18 protein-coding genes are annotated in these 25,138 nt (G+C 53.5%); 8 read left to right on the plus strand and 10 right to left on the minus strand.

Annotation, left to right across the window (positions count from 1 at the left end):
- Nucleotides 1–226: 226 nt before the first annotated feature.
- The 3 genes from asmA to udk all read right to left on the minus strand — a co-directional run bounded on the left by asmA (nt 227) and on the right by udk (nt 3,416).
- On the minus strand, nt 227–2,080 hold the full coding sequence (gene asmA, locus D9741_RS21245; protein ID WP_130219376.1) for an outer membrane assembly protein AsmA: 1,854 nt from the start codon (nt 2,078–2,080) through the stop codon (nt 227–229).
- Nucleotides 2,081–2,101: 21 nt separating this feature from the next.
- On the minus strand, nt 2,102–2,683 hold the full coding sequence (dcd, locus tag D9741_RS21250; RefSeq protein ID WP_130219374.1) for a dCTP deaminase: 582 nt from the start codon (nt 2,681–2,683) through the stop codon (nt 2,102–2,104).
- A 91-nt stretch (nt 2,684–2,774) separates the two neighbouring features.
- Nucleotides 2,775–3,416: a uridine kinase gene (gene udk / locus D9741_RS21255; protein ID WP_064529458.1), complete on the minus strand. Its 642-nt coding sequence runs from the start codon at nt 3,414–3,416 to the stop codon at nt 2,775–2,777.
- Between the two features lie 318 nt (nt 3,417–3,734).
- On the opposite strand from udk, the gene D9741_RS21260 reads away from it, so the two are divergent.
- Nucleotides 3,735–7,052 carry a diguanylate cyclase gene (locus tag D9741_RS21260; protein WP_130219372.1) on the plus strand — a complete coding sequence of 1,106 codons (3,318 nt, stop codon included), beginning with the start codon at nt 3,735–3,737 and terminating at the stop codon, nt 7,050–7,052.
- A 109-nt stretch (nt 7,053–7,161) separates the two neighbouring features.
- Here D9741_RS21260 and alkA read toward each other — a convergent pair whose 3' ends face one another.
- The gene (alkA, locus tag D9741_RS21265) at nt 7,162–8,010 is read right to left on the minus strand and encodes a DNA-3-methyladenine glycosylase 2 (RefSeq protein ID WP_130219370.1); all 849 of its coding nucleotides are present in this window, start codon (nt 8,008–8,010) and stop codon (nt 7,162–7,164) included.
- A gap of 133 nt (nt 8,011–8,143) precedes the next feature.
- Here alkA and yegD point away from each other — a divergent pair, with 133 nt between their 5' ends.
- Nucleotides 8,144–9,496, plus strand: a complete 1,353-nt coding sequence (gene yegD, locus D9741_RS21270) for a molecular chaperone (protein WP_130219368.1) — start codon at nt 8,144–8,146, stop codon at nt 9,494–9,496.
- Between the two features lie 12 nt (nt 9,497–9,508).
- On the opposite strand, the gene yegI is transcribed toward yegD, so the two are convergent.
- From yegI to D9741_RS21300, 6 genes are all read right to left on the minus strand, one after another.
- Nucleotides 9,509–11,449 (minus strand): protein kinase YegI, encoded by a 1,941-nt coding sequence (gene yegI, locus D9741_RS21275; RefSeq protein ID WP_130219366.1) that lies wholly within the window; start codon nt 11,447–11,449, stop codon nt 9,509–9,511.
- A complete protein-coding gene (locus tag D9741_RS21280; protein WP_130219364.1) occupies nt 11,446–12,207 on the minus strand; it encodes a PP2C family serine/threonine-protein phosphatase in 762 nt (253 codons plus the stop codon). The genes yegI and D9741_RS21280 overlap by 4 nt, the downstream gene beginning before the upstream one ends.
- A complete protein-coding gene (locus D9741_RS21285) occupies nt 12,204–12,863 on the minus strand; it encodes a VWA domain-containing protein (protein WP_130219362.1) in 660 nt (219 codons plus the stop codon). The genes D9741_RS21280 and D9741_RS21285 overlap by 4 nt, the downstream gene beginning before the upstream one ends.
- 220 nt (nt 12,864–13,083) lie before the next feature.
- Complete coding sequence (gene ibsA / locus D9741_RS21290; protein WP_010723109.1) at nt 13,084–13,143, minus strand: type I toxin-antitoxin system toxin IbsA; 60 nt, start codon at nt 13,141–13,143, stop codon at nt 13,084–13,086.
- Nucleotides 13,144–13,414: 271 nt separating this feature from the next.
- Nucleotides 13,415–13,471 (minus strand): type I toxin-antitoxin system Ibs family toxin, encoded by a 57-nt coding sequence (locus D9741_RS21295; protein ID WP_001386901.1) that lies wholly within the window; start codon nt 13,469–13,471, stop codon nt 13,415–13,417.
- A 271-nt stretch (nt 13,472–13,742) separates the two neighbouring features.
- Complete coding sequence (locus tag D9741_RS21300) at nt 13,743–13,799, minus strand: type I toxin-antitoxin system Ibs family toxin (RefSeq protein ID WP_100733667.1); 57 nt, start codon at nt 13,797–13,799, stop codon at nt 13,743–13,745.
- Between the two features lie 279 nt (nt 13,800–14,078).
- On the opposite strand from D9741_RS21300, the gene mdtA reads away from it, so the two are divergent.
- The 6 genes from mdtA to baeR are packed head-to-tail and all read left to right on the plus strand — an operon-like array spanning nt 14,079 to nt 25,061.
- Entirely contained in the window at nt 14,079–15,326 is a 1,248-nt protein-coding gene (mdtA, locus tag D9741_RS21305) for a multidrug efflux RND transporter subunit MdtA (protein ID WP_096153585.1), read from the plus strand.
- Nucleotides 15,326–18,448 carry a multidrug efflux RND transporter permease subunit MdtB gene (mdtB, locus tag D9741_RS21310; RefSeq protein WP_130219360.1) on the plus strand — a complete coding sequence of 1,041 codons (3,123 nt, stop codon included), beginning with the start codon at nt 15,326–15,328 and terminating at the stop codon, nt 18,446–18,448. The genes mdtA and mdtB overlap by 1 nt, the downstream gene beginning before the upstream one ends.
- Nucleotides 18,449–21,526, plus strand: a complete 3,078-nt coding sequence (gene mdtC / locus D9741_RS21315; protein WP_065227216.1) for a multidrug efflux RND transporter permease subunit MdtC — start codon at nt 18,449–18,451, stop codon at nt 21,524–21,526. It abuts the gene before it with no gap.
- Nucleotides 21,527–22,942, plus strand: coding sequence for an MFS transporter (locus tag D9741_RS21320; RefSeq protein WP_130219358.1), 1,416 nt, complete (start codon nt 21,527–21,529; stop codon nt 22,940–22,942). It begins immediately after the preceding gene.
- Nucleotides 22,939–24,342 (plus strand): two-component system sensor histidine kinase BaeS, encoded by a 1,404-nt coding sequence (gene baeS, locus D9741_RS21325; protein WP_130219356.1) that lies wholly within the window; start codon nt 22,939–22,941, stop codon nt 24,340–24,342. Before D9741_RS21320 ends, baeS begins: the two co-directional genes overlap by 4 nt.
- The gene (gene baeR, locus D9741_RS21330; protein ID WP_130219354.1) at nt 24,339–25,061 is read left to right on the plus strand and encodes a two-component system response regulator BaeR; all 723 of its coding nucleotides are present in this window, start codon (nt 24,339–24,341) and stop codon (nt 25,059–25,061) included. The genes baeS and baeR overlap by 4 nt, the downstream gene beginning before the upstream one ends.
- Nucleotides 25,062–25,138 lie beyond the last annotated feature (77 nt).

Consider the following 25,138-nt stretch of genomic DNA (forward strand, 5'->3'; position numbering starts at 1 on the left):
TGGAGCGTCCATCTCATTATCACTGTAAAACGCGCCCTCAGCCCACATCCATGTGGGCTGCCCCGGCCTACAGGAAACGATTCGGCGATTTACAGCCGGACCAACCCCCTCGCGGAAATATCTTGCTTTTACTGATGATTCATCTTTGCTGAAAGTAATCTACGTGATTGCCTGATGCGACGCTTTACGCGTCTTATCAGGCCTACAGGACAGGTCACCTGGTAACTTACATCTTCTCCAGCAACTTCTTCACATCTTTGCCATTGCGGGAATCTTTATTCCGCTCGGCCCAGTCGTTAAGACGGCGTTTGGCTTCGTCCTGTAAGTGTTTGCGCAGCAGCTGGTCCACTTGCAGGCTGTAATTGAGTTGCTGCCAATTGCCATAAACCCGCAGAGGAACCGGCGTTTCTTTGAGGAAATCAATCAGTTTGCTTTCCCCGTTCCAACCGCCAATCACACGAATGTCAAACTGGGTGTCGCAGGTTTGATCTGCCAGATTCAACGTGCCAGCCCCTGAAAGCGCCAGCACTGGCGATTGACCTTGCATGTCGTTTAACGTCACGACACCATCCTTCAACGTCAGATCGGTGGTAAAGCTATCAAGCCGCGTCACGTTATCGAAGCTTTCAGCGGCCTTCACATCACCGCCATTACGTTCTACCGCTTGTTGGATCATCTGCTGGAAGTTCATGCCTTCCATGCGCGTATCGGCCATTTCGACATGCGCCGTCCCCAGCCAGGTGTGGCGGAATGCGTTGGCATCAATGTCAGCACCAGAGAAATCCCCTGCCAGCGACATTTTCCCCGTTAATGAGATGGGGTAGTTGAAGGCATTCAGGATGGTGCCAATCTCGACATTTTCCAGCCGGGGATGGAAAACTATACGCGGATGTGAGGCTGTTGCATCCAGCGTACCCGGTAACGACACGACACCGTCGTTAAGTTTGCCCTGCAACTGGATAATCTCCAGCAGCCCCGCCTTGTTGGTCATTTGCGCAGTAACATCGGCAAAATCCATTCCACGCCAACGCACGTTATTGGCCTGCAACAAAATATCTGCCGCAAAGCCTTTCAGCCCCTGATACGCAGGTTCATCAATGCGTGAGGAAATTACCGGACGTGGCAGCGTCGGTTGGCTTTGCCCCTGTTGAGCAACGCCATTTTGCTTAGTCATCACCTCATTCATCGGCAGCAAATTATCCAGATTTAACTGGGCAAATTGCAGTCTGAGCAGCCATTCTGGCTTCTCAAGCAGCGCTACCTGCGCCTGACCGGTCAGATTACTGTCGTTAGCGGTTAAATTGATTTGTTCAAAGGAGAGACGTTTTTGCGCTTCCTGCCACTGAGTCCTGAACTGACCATGGCCCTGAATCCCCTGCTTCGGGAGATCAGCGCCCTGCAGTTGCCAGTCAATCTGTTGAATATCTGCCGTTAAATCATGCGGGTAATCAGAAGCATCAACAGTCCCCTTGAGCGCTAACGTGAGATCGCGTTGGTCGCGATTTACCCGACCAGAGAATTCAAACGAACCGCGATGTTGTGGGTCCTGCTCCATTTGCAGGCGGATATCACGTACCGTAACCTGTTCGTCATTTTCATGCTGGAACACCAACACGCTGTCACTGACCCGCAGACTGGCGATATCGAACGACCAGCCACGATCTTCCGCATCATCAGGTAACGTATTGTCTTTCGGGGCTATTGGGGCGTCTTCACTGCGCACTGCTTCTGTTTCCGGCGTCAGTTGAATGACTGCCCCTTTGAGCATGACTTGCTTAACGCTGAGTTGATGACTCAATAAAGGCCACAAGGCCACATCAAGGCGCATATTATCGGCACGTACCAGCGGTTGGCTGGCCCCGTTGGCCGTTAATATCATGCGACCAGAGAGGATACTAAGCTGCGGCCAGACGTGCCAACGCAGTGGCCCGTCGAGCTGCAATTGATAACCGCTACGTGCAGCAACCTGCTTGACCATATAGTCACGGAAATCATTCGGATTCACCAGCAACACTAACGCAGATAACCCAGCCACCAGCACGACCAGGAGTATCATCAGCGTCGTCAGAAATCGTCTCATGGTATCCTCAATGGGCCTGAATTAGTCTTTATCGATTCGGCTAGCGACTGCGCCCTGCTGGTTGCGATATTTCGCATCTTCACGGCGGTTATACGGACGCGCTGCCGGACCTGAAAGCGGCTCAAAGCTCAGCGCGCCAATCAGCATACCCGGACGCAGGGCCAGCGGCAGCTTACCGGAATTGTAGAACTCCAGCACAATACAGCCAGACCAGCCCGGATCGATACGGTGCGCAGTGACGTGCACCATCAGTCCCAGACGCGCCAGTGAGGAGCGCCCATCCAGCCAGCCCACCAGATCGGCTGGCAGCGTCACTGACTCCAGCGTTACCGCCAGTGCCAATTCTCCCGGATGAAGAAAGAAAGCTTCGCTTTCATCAAGCACAATTTCATCGCTCATCACCCGGTCAAGCGCGGCGCTCACTTCGTCTTTAGGACCGCTCAGATCGATAAACGCTGCCGTGTGGCCACGGAAGGTACGAAATTTATTGCCCAGGCGTACATCCACCGTCGCACCATTAATACGCTCCACGGGTGGACGTGGGTTGATCGACAAACGGCCTTCATCAAGCCAGGCTTCAATATCTCGGTCACACAGACGCATGGCATTTTCTCCTTTCGCGCATCACTCCCTTAACGCCAGTTACGTCAAGGGCATACCAGGTTATCACTGAACGGTACACAATTTACCAAGCTTATTCAAAGAACTGACTTATTTTCGCTTTCAATATATCGATCGCGATGCGGTTTTTACCGCCGCGCGGCACGATGATATCTGCATACTGTTTAGACGGTTCAATGAATTGCAGGAACATCGGGCGCACGGTTTTTTGATATTGCGCCATTACAGAATCCATCGAGCGACCACGCTCATTAACATCGCGCTTAATGCGACGCATCAGGCAGATATCCAGTGGGGTATCCACAAAAATCGAGAAGTTCAGCTCGTCGCGCAGACGCGCATCCGTCAGCAGCAAAATGCCTTCGAGAATAATGACTTTCTTCGGTTCAACCTTCACCGTTTCTTTCATACGCGTATGTTCAACGTAGCTGTAAACCGGCAGGTCGATAGCCGAGCCGCGTTTCAGCGCCTGCAAATGTTGCAGCAGCAGGCTGTGATCCATCGCGCTGGGATGGTCATAATTAGTTTTAACCCGTTCTTCCATCGACAGATGGCTTTGATCTTTGTAGTAACAGTCTTCCGGAATAACGCCGATGTGTTCATCACCGACTTGTTCACGTAATTCACGATAAAGGGTACTGGCAATGAGACTCTTGCCGGAAGCCGATGCGCCTGCGATACCGATAATGACGCACTGATGAGACTGATCAGTCATAAATTTAGCGACCTGAATAACCTGGATGTTAGGAAGGGGGCGCCGAAGCGCCAAACGCGGCAATTATAGGGATTTCATCCGCGTGATACCAGTCGAATAGCGTTGCCTTGCTCTCAGAGTTAATTGTTGACGATCAATTCCCTGATGCAAATTTAATTGCTCAGTTATGACGCAAAGTGAAAAATGTTATGCATAGTTGCGCAAATTATCCGCCATTACGTCACTTTATGAGCAATTTGCATATAAAATGTAAAACTTTTGTACTAGCATAAACACAGATACCAATACTGACGGCCTGGCCATGCGGATAGAGCGGTAATGAGTAAACCATCACAGCGTGTTTTAATTACCTTACCTCATCCTCTGCTTCACCTCGTCAGTTTAGGTTTAGTCTCGTTTATCTTTACCCTTTTCTCGCTTGAGCTTTCACAATTTGGCACTCAGCTTGCGCCGCTATGGTTCCCCACTTCCATTATGATGGTGGCGTTTTACCGCCATGCCGGACGCATGTGGCCTGGTATCGCGTTAGCCTGCTCACTGGGAAACATAGCCGCATCCGTGCTGCTCTTTTCCACCAGTTCGCTCAATATGACCTGGACGGCTATCAACATTATTGAAGCCGTCGTGGGCGCAATGCTGCTGCGAAAATTATTACCGTGGTATAACCCGCTACAAAATCTGGCTGACTGGCTTCGTCTTGCATTTGGCAGCGCCATCGTTCCACCTCTGTTGGGAGGGGGGCTGGTTGTCCTGCTGACGCCCGGAGACGATCCTCTCAGGGCTTTTTTGATATGGGTACTTTCAGAATCCATCGGCGCCCTGGCGCTGGTACCGCTGGGCCTGTTGTTTAAACCTCATTATCTATTACGCCATCGTAACCCACGACTGTTGTTTGAAACGCTGCTGACGTTAGCGATCACATTGACATTAAGCTGGCTTTCGATGCTGTACTTGCCGTGGCCTTTTACTTTCATTATTGTGCTGCTGATGTGGAGCGCCGTGCGCCTGCCACGAATGGAAGCCTTTTTGATCTTCCTCACGACAGTGATGATGGTTTCGTTAATGATGGCTGCCGACCCCACTCTGCTTGCCACGCCGCGAGCGTACCTGATGAGCCATATGCCGTGGCTGCCATTTTTGCTGATTCTGCTTCCCGCCAACATCATGACCATGGTGATGTACGCCTTCCGCGCGGAACGTAAGCATATTTCCGAAAGCGAAACACGCTTTCGGAACGCCATGGAATATTCTGCTATCGGCATGGCGTTGGTGGGTACTGAGGGGCAATGGCTGCAAAGCAACAAAGCCCTGTGCCAGTTTCTCGGCTACAGCCAGGAAGAACTGCGTGCTCTCACCTTTCAACAGCTGACCTGGCCGGAAGACCTCAATAAAGATCTGCAACACGTTGAGAAGTTGATTAGCGGTGAAATCAATACCTACTCAATGGAGAAACGCTACTACAACCGCCACGGCGACGTAGTTTGGGCGCTGCTTGCCGTCTCACTGGTGCGCCACACCGATGGCACGCCACTCTACTTCATTGCGCAGATAGAAGACATTAACGAGCTAAAACGCACCGAGCAGGTGAATAAGCAACTGATGGAACGCATCACGCTGGCTAACGAAGCGGGCGGGATTGGTATCTGGGAATGGGAGTTGAAGCCGGATATTTTCAGTTGGGATAAGCGGATGTTTGAACTTTACGAAATTTCCCCGCATATCAAACCAAACTGGCAGGTTTGGTATGACTGCGTGCTGCCGGAAGATCGAGAACACACCGAGAAAGTCATCCGCGATTCGCTGCAGGCTCGTTTGCCTTTTAAACTGGAATTTCGCATTACGGTAAAAGACGGTATTCGTCATATCCGCGCACTCGCCAATCGGGTTCTGAATAAAGAAGGTGAAGTCGAACGCCTGCTTGGCATCAATATGGATATGACTGAAGTAAAACAACTCAACGAGGCGCTGTTCCAGGAAAAAGAACGTCTGCATATCACCCTGGACTCTATCGGTGAAGCCGTGGTCTGTATTGATATGGCGATGAAAATCACCTTTATGAATCCAGTCGCTGAGAAAATGAGCGGCTGGAAGCAAGAAGAGGCGTTGGGCGTTCCGCTGCTGACGGTATTGCATCTTACAACTGGTGACACTGGGCCGTTAATTGAGAACATTTACAGTGCCGACACCTCACGTTCTGCTATTGAACAGGACGTGGTTCTCCACTGCCGTAGCGGTGGCAGTTATGACGTTCATTACAGTATTACGCCGTTAAGCACCCTGGATGGTAGTAGCATTGGTTCGGTGCTGGTGATTCAGGACGTCACCGAAGCACGCAAAATGCTACGTCAGCTTAGCTATAGCGCCTCTCACGATGCCCTGACGCATCTGGCGAACCGTGCAAGTTTTGAGAAACAACTGCGAATACTGCTGCAAACCGTTCACAGTACGCATCAGCAACATGCACTGGTATTTATCGATCTTGATCGCTTTAAAGCAGTAAATGACAGCGCCGGGCATGCGGCCGGCGATGCTTTGCTGCGCGAACTGTCTTCGTTGATGCTGAGTATGCTGCGCTCCAGCGATCTACTGGCACGACTCGGTGGTGATGAATTTGGTCTGTTACTGCCAGACTGTAATGTCGAAAGTGCCCGTTTTATCGCGACGCGCATTATCAATGCGATTAATGATTATCACTTTATGTGGGAAGGTCGGTTACATCGGGTAGGAGCAAGCGCCGGGATGACGTTAATAAACGACAGTAATCACCAGGCAGCAGAAGTTATGTCCCAGGCCGATATCGCCTGTTATGCTTCGAAAAATGGTGGTCGTGGTCAGGTCACAGTTTATGAACCACAGCAGGCAACTGCACATAATGAACGGACAGTGATGTCGCTCGATGAACAGTGGCGGATGACTAAAGAGAATCCGCTTATGATGATTGCCCACGGCATCGCTTCGCCGCGAATAACGGAAACGCGGAATTTGTGGTTGATTTCGCTTAAGCTCTGGAGCAGCAAAGGCGAGTTGATTGATGAACAGGCATTCCGCCGTAGCTTCAGCGATCCGGCACTCAGCCACGCGCTTGACCGCCGGGTATTACGTGAATTTTTCCAACAAACAGCAAAAGCGGTTGCCAATAAAGGTTTAAGCATCGCCCTCCCCCTTTCCGTTGCAGGGCTAGGCAGCGTCACTCTGGTAGACGAATTGCTTGAGCAACTGGAACAAAGTTCATTACCACCACGGTTGTTCCATTTGGTAATTCCGGCAGAAGCGATTTTCGACCACGGGCTGGCTGTACAAAAACTGCGGTTGGCCGGCTGCCGGATCGTACTCAGCCAGGTAGGGCGCGACCTACAAATATTCAATATGCTCAAAGCAAATATGACGGATTATCTACTGCTTGACGCCGAGTTATGCGCCAGCGTACAGGGCAATTTAATGGATGAGATGCTGATTTCGATTATTCAGGGGCATGCCCAGCGGTTGGGTGTGAAAACCATCGCTGGGCCAGTAGCGTTGCCATTGGTATTGGATACGCTTTCTGACATTGGTGTTGATCTGATTTATGGCGATGTGATCGCCGAGGGCCAGCCTCTGGATTTGCTGGTTAATAGCAGTTATTTCGCGATTAATTGAGGGAGCGTTTGCCCATTGCCTGATGCGACGCTAACGCGTCTTATCAGGCCTACAAATCGCTCATTCCCCAGGACAGATAAGGCGCTCGCGCCGCATCCGGCGACCAGCGTCATACTTCGTCTGGTTGCCAGCCTTCCGTATACCAGATATGCAACAGCGCATAAGAACGCCAGGGCTTCCAGCGTTCGGCATAACGGCGGATTTGTGCAGGCGTCATTCCTGGAAATCGCTGTTTAATCAAATAATCATCCGGCAGGAAAACATCTTTCGCTTGCCAGCCACGCAAGGCGAAATAATTCGCCGTCCAGCGCCCGATACCCGGAAAAGTTTGCAGCGTTTTCATCGCTTGTTCTACGTCGTCCGGGATTGTCATCGATAAGGTGCCATCCAGTGCTGCATTGGCTAAATGAATCAGTGCCTCTGCCCGTTTCAACGGCATGCCTAACGCTTTTAATGCCTGCGGGTCGGCTGCTGCCAGCCGCTGAGGCGTGGGGAAGCAGACATAATCCGGAAAATCATCCAGCCGTTCGCCATAAAGCTGTGCCACTTTGGCGGTCAATTTTGCCGCCATCGCCACGCTCACCAGTTGGCCTAAAATCGCCCGCACGCCCTGCTCAAAAGCATCAACACAGCCGGGTAAACGCAATCCGGGCCGCGCCGCGCCTAACTTGCCCAACGCACCGTTAACAATCTGCGGGTTACATTGCAGATCAAACAGACGGCTCATTTTCGCCAGGCACTCCGCGGCAACGGGTTCTAAACCTGCACTTAAATTTATGTGCAGAGTATGGCGGGCGATATCCGGAATAGCAGTCACCACGCCGCGATATTCGCCCACCGCCAGACTACGGGCATAATAATTGTCCACGACCGTTTCCACACCACTCACCGCACGGGCGGCGAGAAATCCCAACATCCACGACCAGTCATACGGCGGCTGCCAGTTCAGGGTATACATCGCATCTCCTTATTCATCCGCTTTCAGCATAAACGTTATTCAGACGCTGCGCTTTGCTTTCATATTCCGGTTGTCGCGACGGCAACATTTCGCTAAAGTCACGCCCCTTCTTCACCGGCATGGGGATTATTTCGTGTTTATTGGTTTTGATTACGGTACAGCAAACTGTTCAGTGGCGGTCATGCGTGACGGTAAACCGCACTTGCTAAAAATGGAAAACGACAGCACGCTGCTGCCTTCAATGCTTTGCGCGCCAACGCGTGAAGCGGTAAGCGAATGGCTGTACCGCCATCATGATGTTCCGGCAGACGACGATGAAACGCAGGCGCTGTTGCGTCGGGCGATTCGTTATAACCGCGAAGAAGATATCGATGTTACGGCGAAAAGCGTGCAGTTCGGTCTTTCCTCACTGGCACAGTACATTGATGATCCGGAAGAAGTGTGGTTTGTGAAATCACCAAAATCGTTCCTCGGTGCCAGCGGCTTAAAACCGCAGCAGGTAGCGCTGTTTGAGGATCTGGTCTGCGCAATGATGTTGCACATTCGCCAGCAGGCGCAGGCGCAGTTGCCAGAAGCGATTACCCAAGCGGTGATTGGTCGCCCGATCAACTTCCAGGGGCTGGGCGGCGATGAAGCAAACGCCCAGGCGCAAGGGATTCTGGAACGCGCGGCAAAGCGTGCCGGGTTTAAGGATGTGGTATTCCAGTACGAGCCGGTAGCGGCTGGGCTGGATTACGAAGCCACCTTACAGGAAGAAAAACGGGTGCTGGTGGTGGATATCGGCGGTGGTACGACTGACTGTTCATTGCTGCTGATGGGGCCGCAGTGGCGTGCGCGTCTCGATCGTGAAGCCAGCCTGCTGGGTCACAGTGGTTGCCGTATTGGCGGTAACGATCTGGATATCGCACTGGCGTTTAAAAACCTGATGCCGTTACTGGGCATGGGAGGCGAAACCGAAAAAGGCATCGCCCTGCCGATTCTGCCGTGGTGGAATGCGGTTGCCATCAACGACGTTCCTGCGCAGAGTGATTTCTACAGTAGTGCCAACGGTCGTCTGCTTAACGATCTGGTACGCGATGCTCGCGAGCCTGAGAAAGTAGCCCTGTTGCAAAAAGTCTGGCGTCAGCGTTTAAGCTATCGACTGGTGCGCAGCGCGGAAGAGAGCAAAATTGCGCTTTCCAGCGCAGCGGAAACCCTCGCATCGCTGCCGTTTATCAGCGATGAGCTGGCTACGATGATTAGCCAGCAGGGTCTGGAAAGCGCCCTCAGCCAACCGCTGGCGCGGATTCTGGAACAGGTGCAACTGGCGCTGGATAACGCCCAGGAAAAACCGGATGTCATCTATCTGACCGGCGGTAGCGCCCGTTCGCCGCTGATTAAAAAGGCGCTGGCAGAACAGTTGCCGGGCATTCCAATTGCAGGCGGCGATGACTTTGGCTCCGTCACCGCCGGGCTGGCACGCTGGGCGGAAGTAGTGTTTCGTTAATTGAAAAATGGCTCAGCAACGGCTTAAATCTGCCTGCGCCTGAGCCAATTTTTCTGCCGCCTGACGTAACGGTTCCATCAACGGCATGGTCCGTGCTGGAGCATGAAGGCGGAATCGCTGCAACTCTGTCGCTCCGACAGTCAACGCCGATTCCAGCCGATGTCGTTTGGCGGCCATTTTCGCCATTACCGCTTGTCTGTCTGCTGGCGTTACCGCTTCATTCGGCCTGAACACAAAACGGCGTTCGCAACTCGCTTTCCAGTCGATAACTGCCTGGGTCAGATGCTCACCAAACCCTTTCACTTGCTTAACACCACGACGGGTAACATCTGCCGCTGTTTCAATACCAAAGGACCGTAACGCCGCTTTACGCGCAGGGCCAACGCCGGGAATAGAGGCAACATCAATAAAAAATCCCTCCAGAAACTTCTGCTTCTGCCGTTCCCTTGCGGTGTCATGAAGTGCTGCCAGAGCGCGTTTCTCTTCTTCCGGTAAACCGAGAATTTCGTCCTTCATTTTTTCTAGCATCGCCCGTTTGGCGATAAAACCTTCCAGCCCGCCCAACTGTTGGATCTGGCTGACTAAATGGTCATAGTCCATTTTCGCGCGATTAAATGCCTCACGGCGTTGCTGGATTTCTGCTTTGTACGCTTTGCTTGTCAGACTGCCAATAATCCAGATAGCCGCCAACACAGGAACCAAAATAATATAACGCGGTTCTGCCTGAAGGCCGCAAAGCAACAGCGATAACGCTGACAGTGCGATCTCAATCAGAATGATGTATTCGCACCGTAACAGGCCTAAAGGAAGCGGCCTACCCCCAGGTTGGAAATGATCGGGTAATGGCAGTTGCAATGCTGGCGGTGCTACTGACGACGTTACCATCGCCCAGACTTTCGCCAGCACAAAATCACCGCCGGGGGTAATGACCTCTTCGCCGAGATCAATAAAATAGATAACGCCTTGATTATCCAGCGCACACCACGGGCAGTCGGCCAAATGAGCGGGGTAAACATGCATTGCCGAAACGGGACATTTCTTTAACTGTTGGCGTAGGGAATCAAGTGCCGCTACCCACGCTTTTGCCGTCGGACGCGCGGTTACCACCCCATTTTCCGTAAACGCCTGCTGAAACATGGCTTCAACATCACTCGGTAACATCGATAGCGGAATAGATCGTGGCGGCGGTTTTAAACCACGTCGCTGATTATCTGACGCGTAGGCATAACGGAAATGGGCAATATCCGTCTCAAGCGCATTACCCGCTTCAGAAATAAGCGGTACACCGGAATAAGGATGCCGACCACCAAACAAGACGTGAAAAATCAGCAAGGCAAGGCCAAAATTATCGTGATTCGCGGTGCGTTCAAAGCCGACAAATGATGGCAAGGTTTGCAGCTCTGGTGGCGTAAAATGCGACACGCCGACTTCGCATAAATGCAGCGTGCCATTGGCGTTAATCTGAAAGGAGTCGCTATCAATTAACACCACTTTGCTGTCACGACCTACCATGAAGCTGTTCTGGTTTACGTCACCTACGACGTGCCCGTGCTCGTGAACCGTAGCAAAAGATGAAGCAATATTGCGCGCAACATAGAGTAGAAAATCCCACGCACAATGAGGGTAACTCTGGCGACGATGTGCCGGGCTATAAATCATATGAATCGGTTCTTTACCTGAAACCTTCGGCATCATAAAACCGATAACCTTCCCGCCTCGTCCGCCATGAAGCGTTGCCTGCGGCCAGGCGACATAATTCAGCAACTGCGCGTCAGCTGTCGCAGCCATAAAGGCGAGTTTGTCCTGTTTTAAGGCGGGTGGCGGTGTGTGATAAATTTTGGCGACGCTATCGACAAACTCCTCGATATCATAAACCGCGCCTTCGCCACCTTTGCCCAGTTCACGGCCTGGCGTAACGCACTCACCAGTAGCAGTATATAAAGTGGTTTTCATGGTAACCACAGAGCCAGTGCCAACGTTTTATCATCATCGGTACGCTCATTTACCGCCGGGCTGGACAAAAACTGCTTTAACAATTCAGGTAATAAATCGAGTTGTTCCCGCGTTGCTGACGCCAGTCCATTGAAAAACGGGGTAAAGAAAGGTACGTGCGGAGAATTATCCAGCATATTTAACGCCAGTCGCTGAATACCATCCGTAAATGCTGCAACTTTGTGCGCACGCTCAGTGCTGGTGAAAGTTTCCAGTCTGGAAACAGCATCTTCATCGGTAATGAAGTGCGTCATATTGGCATATTCACCCACCATCGGCGTAAGCGGCAATTGCAGACCATGACCAAAATCTACCACCACGCCGCCATCGCCAATCTGCATAATCAAGGTGCCATTAGCCGATGAAATCAATCCCAAAAACGTGCAGGCAAAATCGCGAACTGCTAATTCTTTGGCTTCCGCCTCGGCAAAAAGTCGCTGACGAACGGCCAGCACAATATCCGTAGCGAGGACATCATTGAGCCCCAATTCCCCACCCTGCACTTTTTGCGACATATAAGCCATCGCTTCATTGACGGCGAGCATCGCGCCTTCGCCCCCCTGCGAGACGCTTCCCGCACCATCAGCAAGAAACATCACCAGTAATGGTTGCTGGTCGTTTAACCAGGCAACCTGCATCTGGCAGGCATCCTGGCAAGGCAAGTCCGCGCTGATGTGCGACGTTCCAACGGCTGATGCATAAACCAGACGCCAGGTCACACTGACGTCCAGCCTTTTGGTGCTTCCAGTACAACTTCCGTTCCCGGCGTGGAGCGGGAAACCGAACGTAACGAACTGGATAACCAGCTAAACAGTTCACGGAATTGTAATCCCTGCAATGGCAAAGGCTGACGGACGCTGATTTGGGCCAGCGTCTTCATATTCGCCCCCTGAACACCGATAGAAAAGAAGGCAAACTTCTTATCTTCTTCCCCCTGAAACACTTTGTTGGCGGCACTCTGCCACTCGTCGGTTGGTGCGCCATCGGTGATCAGGAAAATCCACGGACGATAATACGAAATGCCATTTGCGCGGTACTCACGTTTCCGCTCTTCAACCATATCCAGGGCTTTGGTAATGGCGGCGCCCATTGGCGTATCGCCCTGAGCAAACAGGATAGGTGGGAAAAAATTAGCGGCGCTGGTAAAGGGTTGTTCCACATGCACCGGGCCGAACGTCACAATGCCGAGTTCCACTCTTTTTAAAGCCAGCGGATCGGCAAGCAGCTCATCGCGAAAGGTAACCAATCCGGCGTTAAGTTCATTAATGGGTCTGCCGCTCATCGAGCCAGAAACATCCAGCAGCAAAATGCAGGGGCAACGTGGTTCCGGGTTACTGGCAAAATCGCTGGTGGCAAACGTGATTTGTTCGCTCATAAGAAATCCTTTCTTAGAGAATTATTGAGGTCCGGTATCATACCGACTGCAATAATGAAAGAAGAGCAAACGAAGAAACTTTCAGAATTAGGCCCGGCGGCGTAGATAATTTTGCTATTCGCCTCGCAAGAACGGAGAGCCGTCGATTGACACTAAGGGCGGAGTGACATAATTTCAGGAGTGAGGGTTAGGGAGAGGTTTCCCCCTCCCCCTGGTGTTCTTAGTAAGCCTGGAAGCTAATCACTAAGAGTATCACCAGTATGATGACGTGCTTCATCATAACCCTTTCCTTTTTTAACCCCTCTTCTCCGGGAGAGGGTATCCCGTTTCAGCATCCCGCTGAAATCGTCGGCTTACCTCCTTTCGCCATGCACGTAGTCTATCGCTAACGCGTGAACAAAATAGTTTCCCATGTGATTATTGCGTAACGTCTCGCAAAGAATATTTGCCGGCAGGATCGCAGACTGCAAAGTCTGCGGATTGACAATCTGACCGTGAAGGCATACTTTCAGGAATGAGGGTAGAGCGGGGTTTCCCCCGCCCTGGTAGTCTTAGTATGCTGGGTAGCTAATCACTAAGAGCACCACGATGATGAGTAGCTTCATCATGACCCTTTCCTTATTTAAGGCCCCTTCCTCGGGAGGGGCTTTCCCGTTTCAGCGTCCCGCTGAAATCTTCGGCTTACCTCCTTTCGCCCTGTATGCAGTCTATCGCTGACTCGCGGATAAAATAGTTTCAAGTGTGATTATTGCGTAACGACTCGCAAAGAATATTTGCTGGCAGGATCGCAGACTGCAAAGTCTGCGGATTGACAATCTGACAGTGAAGGCATACTTTCAGGAGTGAGGGTAGAGCGGGGTTTCCCCCGCCCTGGTAGTCTTAGTAAGCCGGTAAGCTAATCACTAAGAGCACCACGATGATGAGTATCTTCATCATGACCCTTTCCTTATTTAAGGCCCCTTCCTCGGGAGGGGCTTTCCCGTTTCAGCGTCCCGCTGAAATCGTCGGGTTACCTCCTTATTGCCATGTACGCAGTCTATCGCTAACCTGCGAATAAAATAGTTTCCTGTGTCATTACTGGATGCATGCTCGCAAAGCGCACCGTCATTCAGACGATTCCCGAAACTGTTTCATAATTCCTCCATTTTTCGCCCTTATTGGCTGGCTACACTAGTATCATTCCGCGAAACGTTTCAGGAAGAGAAACTCTTAACGATGAAAGGCAGTTATAAATCCCGTTGGGTAATCGTAATCGTGGTGGTTATCGCCGCCATCGCCGCATTCTGGTTCTGGCAAGGCCGCAATGAATCCCAGAGCGCAGCACCAGGTGCGACGAAACAAGCACAGCAATCGCCTGCGGGTGGTCGCCGTGGTATGCGTTCCGGCCCATTAGCCCCGGTTCAGGCGGCGACCGCCGTAGAACAGGCAGTTCCGCGTTACCTCACCGGGCTTGGTACGATTACCGCTGCTAACACCGTTACGGTGCGCAGTCGCGTAGATGGTCAACTGATGGCGTTACATTTCCAGGAAGGCCAGCAGGTCAAAGCAGGCGATTTGCTGGCAGAAATTGACCCCAGCCAGTTCAAAGTTGCATTAGCACAAGCCCAGGGCCAACTGGCAAAAGATAAAGCCACGCTTGCCAACGCCCGCCGTGACCTGGCGCGTTATCAACAACTGGCAAAAACCAATCTCGTTTCCCGTCAGGAACTGGATGCCCAACAGGCGCTGGTCAGTGAAACCGAAGGCACCATTAAGGCTGATGAAGCAAGCGTCGCCAGCGCACAACTACAACTCGACTGGAGCCGGATTACTGCACCAGTCGATGGTCGTGTTGGTCTCAAGCAGGTTGATGTTGGTAACCAAATCTCCAGTGGCGACACCACCGGGATTGTGGTGATCACTCAGACGCATCCTATCGATTTAGTCTTTACCCTGCCGGAAAGCGATATCGCTACCGTTGTGCAGGCACAAAAAGCCGGAAAACCACTGGTGGTTGAAGCCTGGGATCGAACCAACTCGAAGAAATTAAGTGAAGGCACGCTGTTAAGTCTCGATAACCAAATCGATGCCACTACCGGTACGATTAAAGTGAAAGCACGCTTTAATAATCAGGATGATGCGCTGTTTCCTAATCAGTTTGTTAACGCGCGCATGTTAGTCGACACCGAACAAAACGCCGTGGTGATCCCCACCGCCGCCCTGCAAATGGGCAACGAAGGCCATTTTGTCTGGGTACTGAATAGCGAAAACAAAGTCAGCAAACATCTGGTGACGCCGGGCATTCAGGACAGTCAGAAAGTGGTGATCCGCGCAGGTATTTCTGCAGGCGATCGCGTAGTGACGGATGGCATTGATCGCCTGACCGAAGGGGCGAAAGTGGAAGTCGTGGAAGCCCAGAGCGCCACTACTCCGGAAGAGAAAGCCACCAGCCGCGAATACGCGAAAAAAGGAGCACGCTCCTGATGCAGGTGTTACCCCCGAGCAGCACAGGCGGCCCGTCGCGCCTGTTTATTATGCGTCCTGTCGCCACCACGCTGCTGATGGTGGCGATCTTACTCGCCGGGATTATCGGTTATCGCGCCCTGCCCGTTTCGGCGCTGCCGGAAGTGGATTATCCGACCATTCAGGTGGTCACGCTCTACCCAGGTGCGAGCCCGGATGTCATGACCTCTGCCGTTACCGCGCCGCTCGAACGCCAGTTCGGGCAGATGTCCGGCCTGAAACAAATGTCATCACAAAGTTCCGGCGGTGCGTCAGTTATCACTTTACAGTTCCAGCTAACCTTACCGCTGGATGTCGCCGAGCAGGAAGTGCAGGCCGCGATTAACGCTGCGACCAACTTGTTGCCGAGCGATCTGCCTAACCCGCCGGTTTACAGCAAAGTGAACCCGGCAGATCCGCCGATCATGACGCTCGCCGTCACCTCAACCGCCATGCCGATGACCCAGGTAGAAGATATGGTGGAAACCCGCGTCGCGCAGAAAATCTCGCAGATTTCCGGCGTCGGACTGGTGACACTTTCCGGCGGTCAGCGTCCGGCTGTTCGCGTCAAACTTAACGCCCAGGCGATTGCCGCCCTCGGCCTGACCAGCGAAACCGTGCGCACCGCCATTACCGGCGCTAACGTTAACTCGGCAAAAGGTAGCCTCGACGGCCCTTCCCGTGCGGTCACGCTTTCCGCTAACGACCAGATGCAATCCGCCGAAGAGTATCGCCAGCTAATCATCGCCTACCAGAACGGCGCGCCGATTCGTCTGGGCGATGTCGCAACTGTAGAGCAAGGTGCAGAAAACAGCTGGCTCGGCGCGTGGGCGAACAAAGAACAGGCCATTGTGATGAATGTTCAGCGCCAGCCCGGTGCTAACATTATCTCCACCGCCGACAGCATCCGGCAGATGCTGCCACAGCTCACCGAGAGTCTGCCGAAATCGGTGAAGGTGACGGTACTTTCTGACCGTACCACCAATATCCGCGCATCCGTCGATGATACTCAGTTTGAATTGATGATGGCTATCGCGCTGGTAGTCATGATTATCTACCTGTTTTTGCGTAATATTCCGGCGACCATCATTCCCGGCGTCGCGGTGCCGCTGTCGTTAATCGGCACCTTCGCGGTCATGGTGTTTCTCGATTTTTCAATCAATAACCTGACGCTGATGGCGTTAACTATCGCCACCGGATTCGTGGTCGATGACGCTATCGTGGTGATCGAAAATATTTCCCGCTATATCGAAAAAGGCGAAAAACCGTTGGCGGCGGCGCTCAAGGGCGCAGGCGAAATCGGCTTTACCATTATCTCGCTGACCTTCTCACTGATTGCGGTGTTGATCCCACTGCTGTTTATGGGCGATATCGTCGGGCGACTGTTCCGCGAATTTGCCATTACTCTGGCAGTCGCGATTTTGATCTCAGCCGTGGTGTCGCTGACCCTGACACCGATGATGTGCGCACGGATGCTCAGCCAGGAGTCGTTGCGTAAACAGAACCGCTTCTCCCGTGCCTCGGAGAAAATGTTCGACAGGATAATCGCCGCCTATGGTCGTGGACTGGCGAAAGTGCTGAATCATCCGTGGCTGACCTTAAGCGTGGCGCTCAGCACGCTGCTGCTTAGCGTTCTATTGTGGGTGTTCATTCCGAAAGGCTTCTTCCCGGTGCAGGACAACAGCATTATTCAGGGCACCCTGCAGGCGCCGCAATCCAGCTCCTTTGCCAATATGGCCCAGCGACAACGCCAGGTCGCGGACGTGATTTTGCAGGATCCGGCAGTGCAAAGCCTGACCTCATTTGTTGGCGTTGATGGCACTAACCCGTCGCTGAACAGTGCACGTTTACAAATCAACCTCAAACCGTTGGATGAACGTGATGACCGAGTGCAAAAAGTCATCGCCCGTCTGCAAACGGCGGTAGATAAAGTGCCGGGCGTCGATCTCTTCCTGCAACCAACGCAGGATCTGACTATTGATACTCAGGTCAGCCGCACCCAGTACCAGTTTACCTTGCAGGCCACCTCACTGGATGCGCTCAGTACCTGGGTGCCACAGTTGATGGAAAAACTCCAGCAGCTGCCACAGCTTTCTGATGTCTCCAGCGACTGGCAGGACAAAGGGCTGGTGGCGTATGTCAATGTTGATCGCGACAGCGCCAGCCGTCTGGGGATCAGCATGGCGGATGTCGATAACGCCCTGTACAACGCGTTTGGTCAGCGACTGATTTCCACTATTTATACTCAAGCTAACCAGTATCGCGTAGTGCTGGAGCACAACACCGAAAATACTCCTGGGCTTGCGGCGCTGGATACCATTCGCCTGACCAGCAGCGACGGCGGCGTGGTGCCGCTAAGCTCAATTGCTAAAATTGAGCAGCGTTTTGCGCCGCTATCCATCAACCATCTGGATCAGTTCCCGGTAACGACCATCTCCTTTAACGTGCCGGATAACTATTCGCTGGGCGATGCGGTGCAGGCGATTATGGACACCGAAAAGACGCTGAATCTACCGGTGGATATCACCACGCAGTTCCAGGGCAGCACCCTCGCCTTCCAGTCGGCGCTGGGCAGCACTGTCTGGCTGATTGTCGCGGCGGTGGTGGCGATGTATATCGTGCTCGGCATTCTGTACGAGAGCTTTATTCACCCGATCACCATTCTCTCGACGCTACCCACCGCAGGGGTCGGCGCACTGCTGGCGTTAATGATTGCCGGTAGCGAACTGGATGTGATTGCCATTATCGGCATTATTTTGCTGATCGGTATCGTGAAGAAGAACGCCATCATGATGATCGACTTCGCGCTGGCTGCTGAGCGCGAGCAAGGCATGTCGCCGCGCGATGCAATCTACCAGGCTTGTCTGTTGCGTTTTCGTCCGATCCTGATGACCACTCTGGCGGCACTGCTTGGCGCGCTGCCGCTGATGTTGAGTACCGGGGTCGGCGCGGAACTGCGTCGTCCGTTAGGTATCGGCATGGTCGGCGGTCTGGTTGTCAGCCAGGTGCTGACGCTGTTTACCACGCCGGTGATTTATCTGCTGTTCGACCGCCTGGCATTGTGGACCAAAAGCCGCTTTGCTCGTCATGAAGAGGAGGCGTAAGTGAAGTTTTTTGCCCTCTTCATTTACCGCCCGGTGGCGACGATTTTACTGTCGGTTGCCATTACCCTGTGCGGCATACTGGGTTTCCGTATGCTGCCAGTGGCCCCGCTGCCGCAGGTCGATTTTCCGGTGATTATGGTCAGCGCCTCGCTGCCCGGTGCGTCACCAGAAACAATGGCGTCTTCCGTTGCCACACCGCTGGAGCGCTCACTTGGGCGCATTGCCGGGGTTAGTGAAATGACCTCCAGTAGTTCGCTCGGCAGCACGCGCATTATTTTGCAGTTTGATTTTGACCGGGATATCAACGGCGCAGCGCGTGATGTGCAGGCGGCGATCAACGCTGCACAAAGTTTGCTGCCCAGTGGGATGCCCAGCCGTCCGACCTATCGCAAAGCGAACCCGTCGGATGCGCCAATTATGATCCTGACGCTGACATCCGATACTTATTCGCAGGGTGAACTGTACGATTTCGCCTCGACGCAGCTGGCTCCGACGATTGCGCAAATCGACGGTGTCGGTGATGTCGATGTTGGCGGCAGCTCACTGCCCGCCGTACGCGTCGGGCTGAATCCGCAGGCGCTGTTTAATCAGGGCGTGTCGCTGGACGACGTACGCACTGCCATCAGCAATGCCAACGTGCGTAAACCGCAGGGGGCGCTGGAAGATGGCACTCACCGCTGGCAGATCCAGACCAATGATGAGCTAAAAACCGCCGCTGAATATCAGCCGTTGATTATTCATTACAACAACGGCGGCGCGGTTCGTCTGGGTGATGTGGCGACGGTGACAGACTCGGTGCAGGATGTGCGCAACGCCGGGATGACCAACGCCAAACCGGCTATTTTGCTGATGATCCGCAAGCTGCCGGAAGCCAATATTATCCAGACGGTTGACAGCATCCGGGCAAAATTACCGGAGTTGCAGGAGACCATTCCGGCGGCGATTGATCTGCAAATTGCCCAGGATCGCTCCCCCACCATTCGCGCCTCGCTGGAAGAAGTCGAGCAAACGCTGATTATCTCGGTGGCGCTGGTGATTCTGGTGGTCTTTTTATTCCTGCGCTCGGGTCGCGCCACTATTATTCCCGCCGTTGCCGTGCCGGTTTCGCTGATTGGTACGTTTGCGGCGATGTACCTGTGCGGATTCAGTCTCAATAACCTGTCGTTAATGGCGCTCACCATTGCTACTGGTTTCGTGGTGGATGACGCCATCGTGGTGCTGGAAAACATTGCCCGTCATCTGGAAGCGGGGATGAAACCGCTACAGGCCGCGCTACAAGGCACTCGCGAAGTCGGCTTTACGGTGCTGTCGATGAGTCTGTCACTGGTGGCGGTGTTCCTGCCGCTGCTGTTGATGGGCGGATTGCCGGGCCGCCTGTTACGCGAGTTTGCCGTGACGCTTTCTGTCGCCATTGGTATTTCGTTGCTGGTTTCCCTGACGCTAACGCCGATGATGTGCGGCTGGATGCTAAAAGCCAGCAAGCCGCGCGAGCAAAAGCGACTACGTGGTTTTGGTCGCATGTTGGTAGCCCTGCAACAAGGCTACGGCAAGTCGCTGAAATGGGTGCTCAATCATACCCGTCTGGTGGGCGTGGTGCTGCTTGGTACTATCGCGCTCAATATCTGGCTGTATATCTCGATCCCGAAAACCTTCTTCCCTGAGCAGGACACTGGCGTGTTGATGGGCGGGATACAGGCGGATCAGAGTATTTCGTTTCAGGCAATGCGCGGTAAGTTGCAGGATTTCATGAAAATTATCCGTGACGATCCGGCAGTGGATAATGTCACCGGCTTTACCGGCGGTTCGCGGGTGAACAGCGGGATGATGTTTATCACTCTCAAGCCACGCGATGAACGCAGCGAAACGGCGCAGCAAATTATCGACCGTTTGCGCGTGAAGCTCGCAAAAGAGCCAGGAGCGAATCTGTTCCTGATGGCGGTACAGGATATTCGCGTTGGCGGACGTCAGTCGAACGCCAGTTACCAGTACACGTTGCTGTCCGATGACCTGGCGGCATTGCGCGAATGGGAGCCGAAAATTCGCAAAAAACTGGCAACGTTGCCGGAACTGGCGGACGTGAACTCCGATCAGCAGGACAACGGCGCGGAGATGAATCTGGTTTACGACCGCGACACCATGGCGCGGCTGGGAATCGACGTACAGGCCGCCAACAGTCTGTTAAATAACGCCTTCGGTCAGCGGCAAATCTCGACCATTTACCAGCCGATGAACCAATACAAAGTGGTGATGGAAGTGGATCCGCGCTATACCCAGGACATCAGCGCGCTGGAAAAAATGTTCGTTATCAATAACGAAGGCAAAGCGATCCCGCTGTCGTATTTCGCTAAATGGCAACCGGCGAACGCTCCGCTGTCGGTGAATCATCAGGGATTATCGGCAGCGTCGACCATCTCGTTCAACCTGCCGACCGGAAAATCGCTCTCGGACGCCAGTGCGGCGATCGATCGCGCAATGACCCAGCTTGGTGTGCCTTCGACCGTGCGCGGCAGTTTTGCCGGAACAGCGCAGGTGTTCCAGGAGACGATGAACTCACAGGTGATCCTGATTATCGCCGCCATCGCCACGGTGTATATCGTGCTGGGTATCCTTTACGAGAGTTACGTACATCCGCTGACGATTCTCTCCACCCTGCCCTCGGCGGGCGTCGGGGCGTTGCTGGCGCTGGAGCTGTTCAATGCCCCGTTCAGCCTAATCGCCCTGATAGGGATCATGCTATTAATCGGCATCGTGAAGAAAAACGCCATTATGATGGTCGATTTTGCGCTTGAAGCCCAACGGCACGGTAACCTGACGCCGCAGGAAGCTATTTTCCAGGCCTGTCTGCTGCGTTTTCGCCCGATTATGATGACCACCCTGGCAGCACTGTTTGGTGCGCTGCCGCTGGTATTGTCGGGCGGTGACGGCTCGGAGCTGCGGCAACCCCTGGGGATCACCATTGTCGGCGGTCTGGTAATGAGCCAGCTTCTGACGCTGTATACCACGCCGGTGGTGTATCTCTTTTTCGACCGTCTGCGGCTGCGTTTTTCGCGTAAACCTAAACAAACGGTAACCGAGTAAATGACAGATCTTCCCGACAGCACCCGCTGGCAATTGTGGATTGTGGCTTTCGGCTTCTTTATGCAGTCGCTGGACACCACCATCGTAAACACCGCCCTTCCCTCAATGGCGCAAAGCCTCGGGGAAAGTCCGCTGCATATGCACATGGTCATTGTCTCTTATGTGCTGACCGTGGCGGTGATGCTGCCCGCCAGCGGCTGGCTGGCGGACAAAGTCGGCGTGCGCAATATTTTCTTTACCGCCATCGTGCTGTTTACTCTCGGTTCACTGTTTTGCGCGCTTTCCGGCACGCTGAACGAACTGTTGCTGGCACGCGCGTTACAGGGCGTTGGCGGTGCGATGATGGTGCCGGTCGGCAGGTTGACGGTGATGAAAATCGTACCGCGCGAGCAATATATGGCGGCGATGACCTTTGTCACGTTACCCGGTCAGGTCGGCCCACTATTGGGTCCGGCGCTCGGCGGCCTGCTGGTGGAGTACGCGTCGTGGCACTGGATCTTTTTGATCAACATTCCAGTGGGAATTATCGGTGCGATCGCCACACTGATGTTAATGCCGAACTACACCATGCAGACGCGGCGCTTCGATCTCTCCGGCTTTTTATTGCTGGCGGTTGGCATGGCGGTATTAACGCTGGCGCTGGACGGCAGTAAAGGTACAGGACTGTCGCCGCTAACCATCGCCGTGCTGGTAGCGGTTGGTGTGGTGGCACTGGTGCTTTATCTGCTGCACGCCAGAAATAACCATCGCGCTCTTTTCAGTCTGAAACTGTTCCGCACTCGTACCTTTTCGCTGGGCCTGGCGGGGAGCTTTGCCGGACGTATCGGTAGCGGCATGTTGCCCTTTATGACGCCGGTTTTCCTGCAAATTGGCCTTGGTTTCTCGCCTTTTCATGCCGGACTGATGATGATCCCGATGGTGCTTGGCAGCATGGGAATGAAGCGAATTGTGGTACAGGTGGTGAATCGCTTTGGTTATCGTCGGGTACTGGTAGCGACCACGCTGGGTCTGTCGCTGGTCACCCTGTTGTTTATGACTACCGCTCTGTTGGGCTGGTACTACGTTTTGCCGTTCGTCCTGTTTTTACAAGGGATGGTCAACTCGACCCGTTTCTCCTCCATGAACACCCTGACGCTGAAAGATCTCCCGGACAATCTGGCGAGCAGCGGCAACAGTCTGCTGTCGATGATTATGCAATTGTCGATGAGTATCGGGGTCACCATCGCCGGGCTGTTGCTGGGGCTTTTTGGTTCGCAGCATGTCAGCGTCGACAGCGGCACTACACAAACTGTCTTTATGTACACCTGGCTTAGTATGGCGTTTCTTATCGCCCTTCCGGCGTTCATCTTTGCCAGAGTGCCGAACGATACGCATCAAAATGTAGCTATTTCGCGGCGCAAAAGGAGCACTGAATGAAGTTCTGGCGGCCCGGTATTACCGGCAAACTGTTTCTGGCGATCTTCGCCACCTGCATCGTCTTGCTGATCACAATGCACTGGGCGGTACGTATTAGTTTTGAGCGTGGTTTCATTGATTACATCAAGCATGGTAATGAGCAACGGCTGCAAATGCTTGGCGACGCGCTTGGCGAGCAATACGCCCAGCACGGTAACTGGCGCTTTCTGCGTAATAACGATCGCTTCGTATTTCAGATCCTGCGTTCGCTTGAACACGATAGCAACGACGATAAGCCCGGCCCCGGTATGCCACCACATGGCTGGCGTACCCAGTTCTGGGTGGTCGATCAAAATAACAAAGTGCTGGTTGGCCCACGCGCCCCCATTCCACCGGACGGCACACGGCGGCCCATTCTGGTCAATGGTGTGGAAGTCGGCGCGGTGATCGCTTCCCCCGTTGAGCGCCTGACGCGCAATACCGATATCAATTTTGACAAGCAACAGCGGCAAACCAGCTGGCTGATTGTGGCGTTATCTACTTTATTAGCGGCGCTGGCGACATTTCCACTGGCACGCGGTTTGCTGGCACCGGTAAAACGGTTAGTTGACGGCACGCACAAACTGGCGGCGGGCGATTTCACCACTCGCGTGACGCCCACCAGCGAAGATGAACTGGGGAAACTGGCACAAGACTTCAACCAGCTCGCCAGCACGCTGGAGAAAAACCAGCAAATGCGCCGCGATTTTATGGCCGATATTTCTCACGAACTGCGTACGCCATTAGCGGTGCTGCGCGGTGAACTGGAAGCCATTCAGGATGGCGTGCGTAAATTCACGCCGGAGACGGTGGCATCTTTACAGGCGGAGGTCGGCACACTGACGAAACTGGTTGACGATCTCCATCAGTTGTCGATGTCTGATGAAGGCGCTCTCGCCTATCAAAAAGCACCGGTAGATTTGATCCCACTGCTGGAAGTGGCGGGCGGCGCATTTCGCGAACGATTCGCCAGCCGTGGCCTGAAACTGCAATTTTCCCTGCCAGACAGCATTACCGTATTTGGCGATCGCGACCGTTTAATGCAGTTGTTCAATAATTTACTGGAAAACAGCCTGCGCTACACCGACAGCGGCGGCAGCCTGAAAATCTCTGCCGAGCAGCACGATAAAACGGTGCGCCTGACCTTTGCCGACAGCGCGCCGGGCGTCAGTGATGATCAGCTGCAAAAACTGTTTGAGCGTTTTTATCGCACCGAAGGTTCCCGCAACCGTGCCAGCGGCGGTTCCGGGCTGGGGCTGGCGATTTGCGTTAACATCGTTGAGGCGCATAATGGCCGCATTCTTGCCGCCCATTCGCCTTTTGGCGGGCTAAGCATTACAGTAGAGTTACCGCTGGAACGAGATTTACAGGGAGAAGCATGACCGAGTTACCCATCGACGAAAACACGCCGCGTATTTTAATCGTGGAAGATGAACCCAAGCTGGGGCAGTTGCTCATTGATTATCTGCGTGCCGCGAGCTACGCGCCAATACTTATCAGCCACGGCGATCAGGTATTGCCGTACGTGCGCCAGACGCCGCCGGATCTGATCCTGTTGGATCTGATGTTGCCAGGCACCGATGGTCTGACGCTGTGCCGGGAAATTCGTCGTTTTTCCGATGTCCCAATTGTGATGGTGACGGCGAAAATCGAAGAGATCGATCGCCTGCTGGGGCTGGAAATTGGTGCTGATGACTATATTTGCAAGCCGTACAGCCCGCGTGAAGTAGTGGCGCGCGTCAAAACCATTTTGCGCCGCTGCAAACCGCAGCGCGAGTTGCAGCAACAGGATGCTGAAAGCCCGTTGATTATCGACGAAGGTCGTTTTCAGGCTTCATGGCGTGGCAAAATGCTTGACCTGACGCCTGCGGAATTTCGTCTGCTGAAAACGCTCTCCCATGAACCGGGTAAAGTATTCTCCCGCGAGCAATTGCTCAATCATCTTTACGACGACTACCGCGTGGTAACCGACCGAACTATCGACAGCCACATTAAAAACCTGCGCCGCAAACTGGAATCTCTCGACGCCGAACAGTCATTTATCCGCGCCGTTTACGGCGTCGGTTACCGTTGGGAAGCTGACGCCTGCCGTATTGTTTAGCCTGTTCCTTTTAATGGCAGTCTCAAACTACAACGCGGACCGTTCCGTCGCCCACTGAGTATTATTACCCTCTCTGA

It is taken from the genome of Escherichia sp. E14V7 (assembly GCF_004212225.1).
Classification (GTDB): domain Bacteria; phylum Pseudomonadota; class Gammaproteobacteria; order Enterobacterales; family Enterobacteriaceae; genus Escherichia.

Bases quoted from the DNA above. Each gene is read 5' to 3' on its own strand.
- asmA (WP_130219376.1), bottom strand. From the start codon at position 2,080: ATGAGACGATTTCTGACGACGCTGATGATACTCCTGGTCGTGCTGGTG.
- dcd (WP_130219374.1), bottom strand. From the start codon at position 2,683: ATGCGTCTGTGTGACCGAGATATTGAAGCCTGGCTTGATGAAGGCCGT.
- udk (WP_064529458.1), bottom strand. From the start codon at position 3,416: ATGACTGATCAGTCTCATCAGTGCGTCATTATCGGTATCGCAGGCGCA.
- D9741_RS21260 (WP_130219372.1), top strand. From the start codon at position 3,735: ATGAGTAAACCATCACAGCGTGTTTTAATTACCTTACCTCATCCTCTG.
- alkA (WP_130219370.1), bottom strand. From the start codon at position 8,010: ATGTATACCCTGAACTGGCAGCCGCCGTATGACTGGTCGTGGATGTTG.
- yegI (WP_130219366.1), bottom strand. From the start codon at position 11,449: ATGAAAACCACTTTATATACTGCTACTGGTGAGTGCGTTACGCCAGGC.
- D9741_RS21285 (WP_130219362.1), bottom strand. From the start codon at position 12,863: ATGAGCGAACAAATCACGTTTGCCACCAGCGATTTTGCCAGTAACCCG.
- mdtA (WP_096153585.1), top strand. From the start codon at position 14,079: ATGAAAGGCAGTTATAAATCCCGTTGGGTAATCGTAATCGTGGTGGTT.
- mdtB (WP_130219360.1), top strand. From the start codon at position 15,326: ATGCAGGTGTTACCCCCGAGCAGCACAGGCGGCCCGTCGCGCCTGTTT.
- D9741_RS21320 (WP_130219358.1), top strand. From the start codon at position 21,527: ATGACAGATCTTCCCGACAGCACCCGCTGGCAATTGTGGATTGTGGCT.
- baeS (WP_130219356.1), top strand. From the start codon at position 22,939: ATGAAGTTCTGGCGGCCCGGTATTACCGGCAAACTGTTTCTGGCGATC.
- baeR (WP_130219354.1), top strand. From the start codon at position 24,339: ATGACCGAGTTACCCATCGACGAAAACACGCCGCGTATTTTAATCGTG.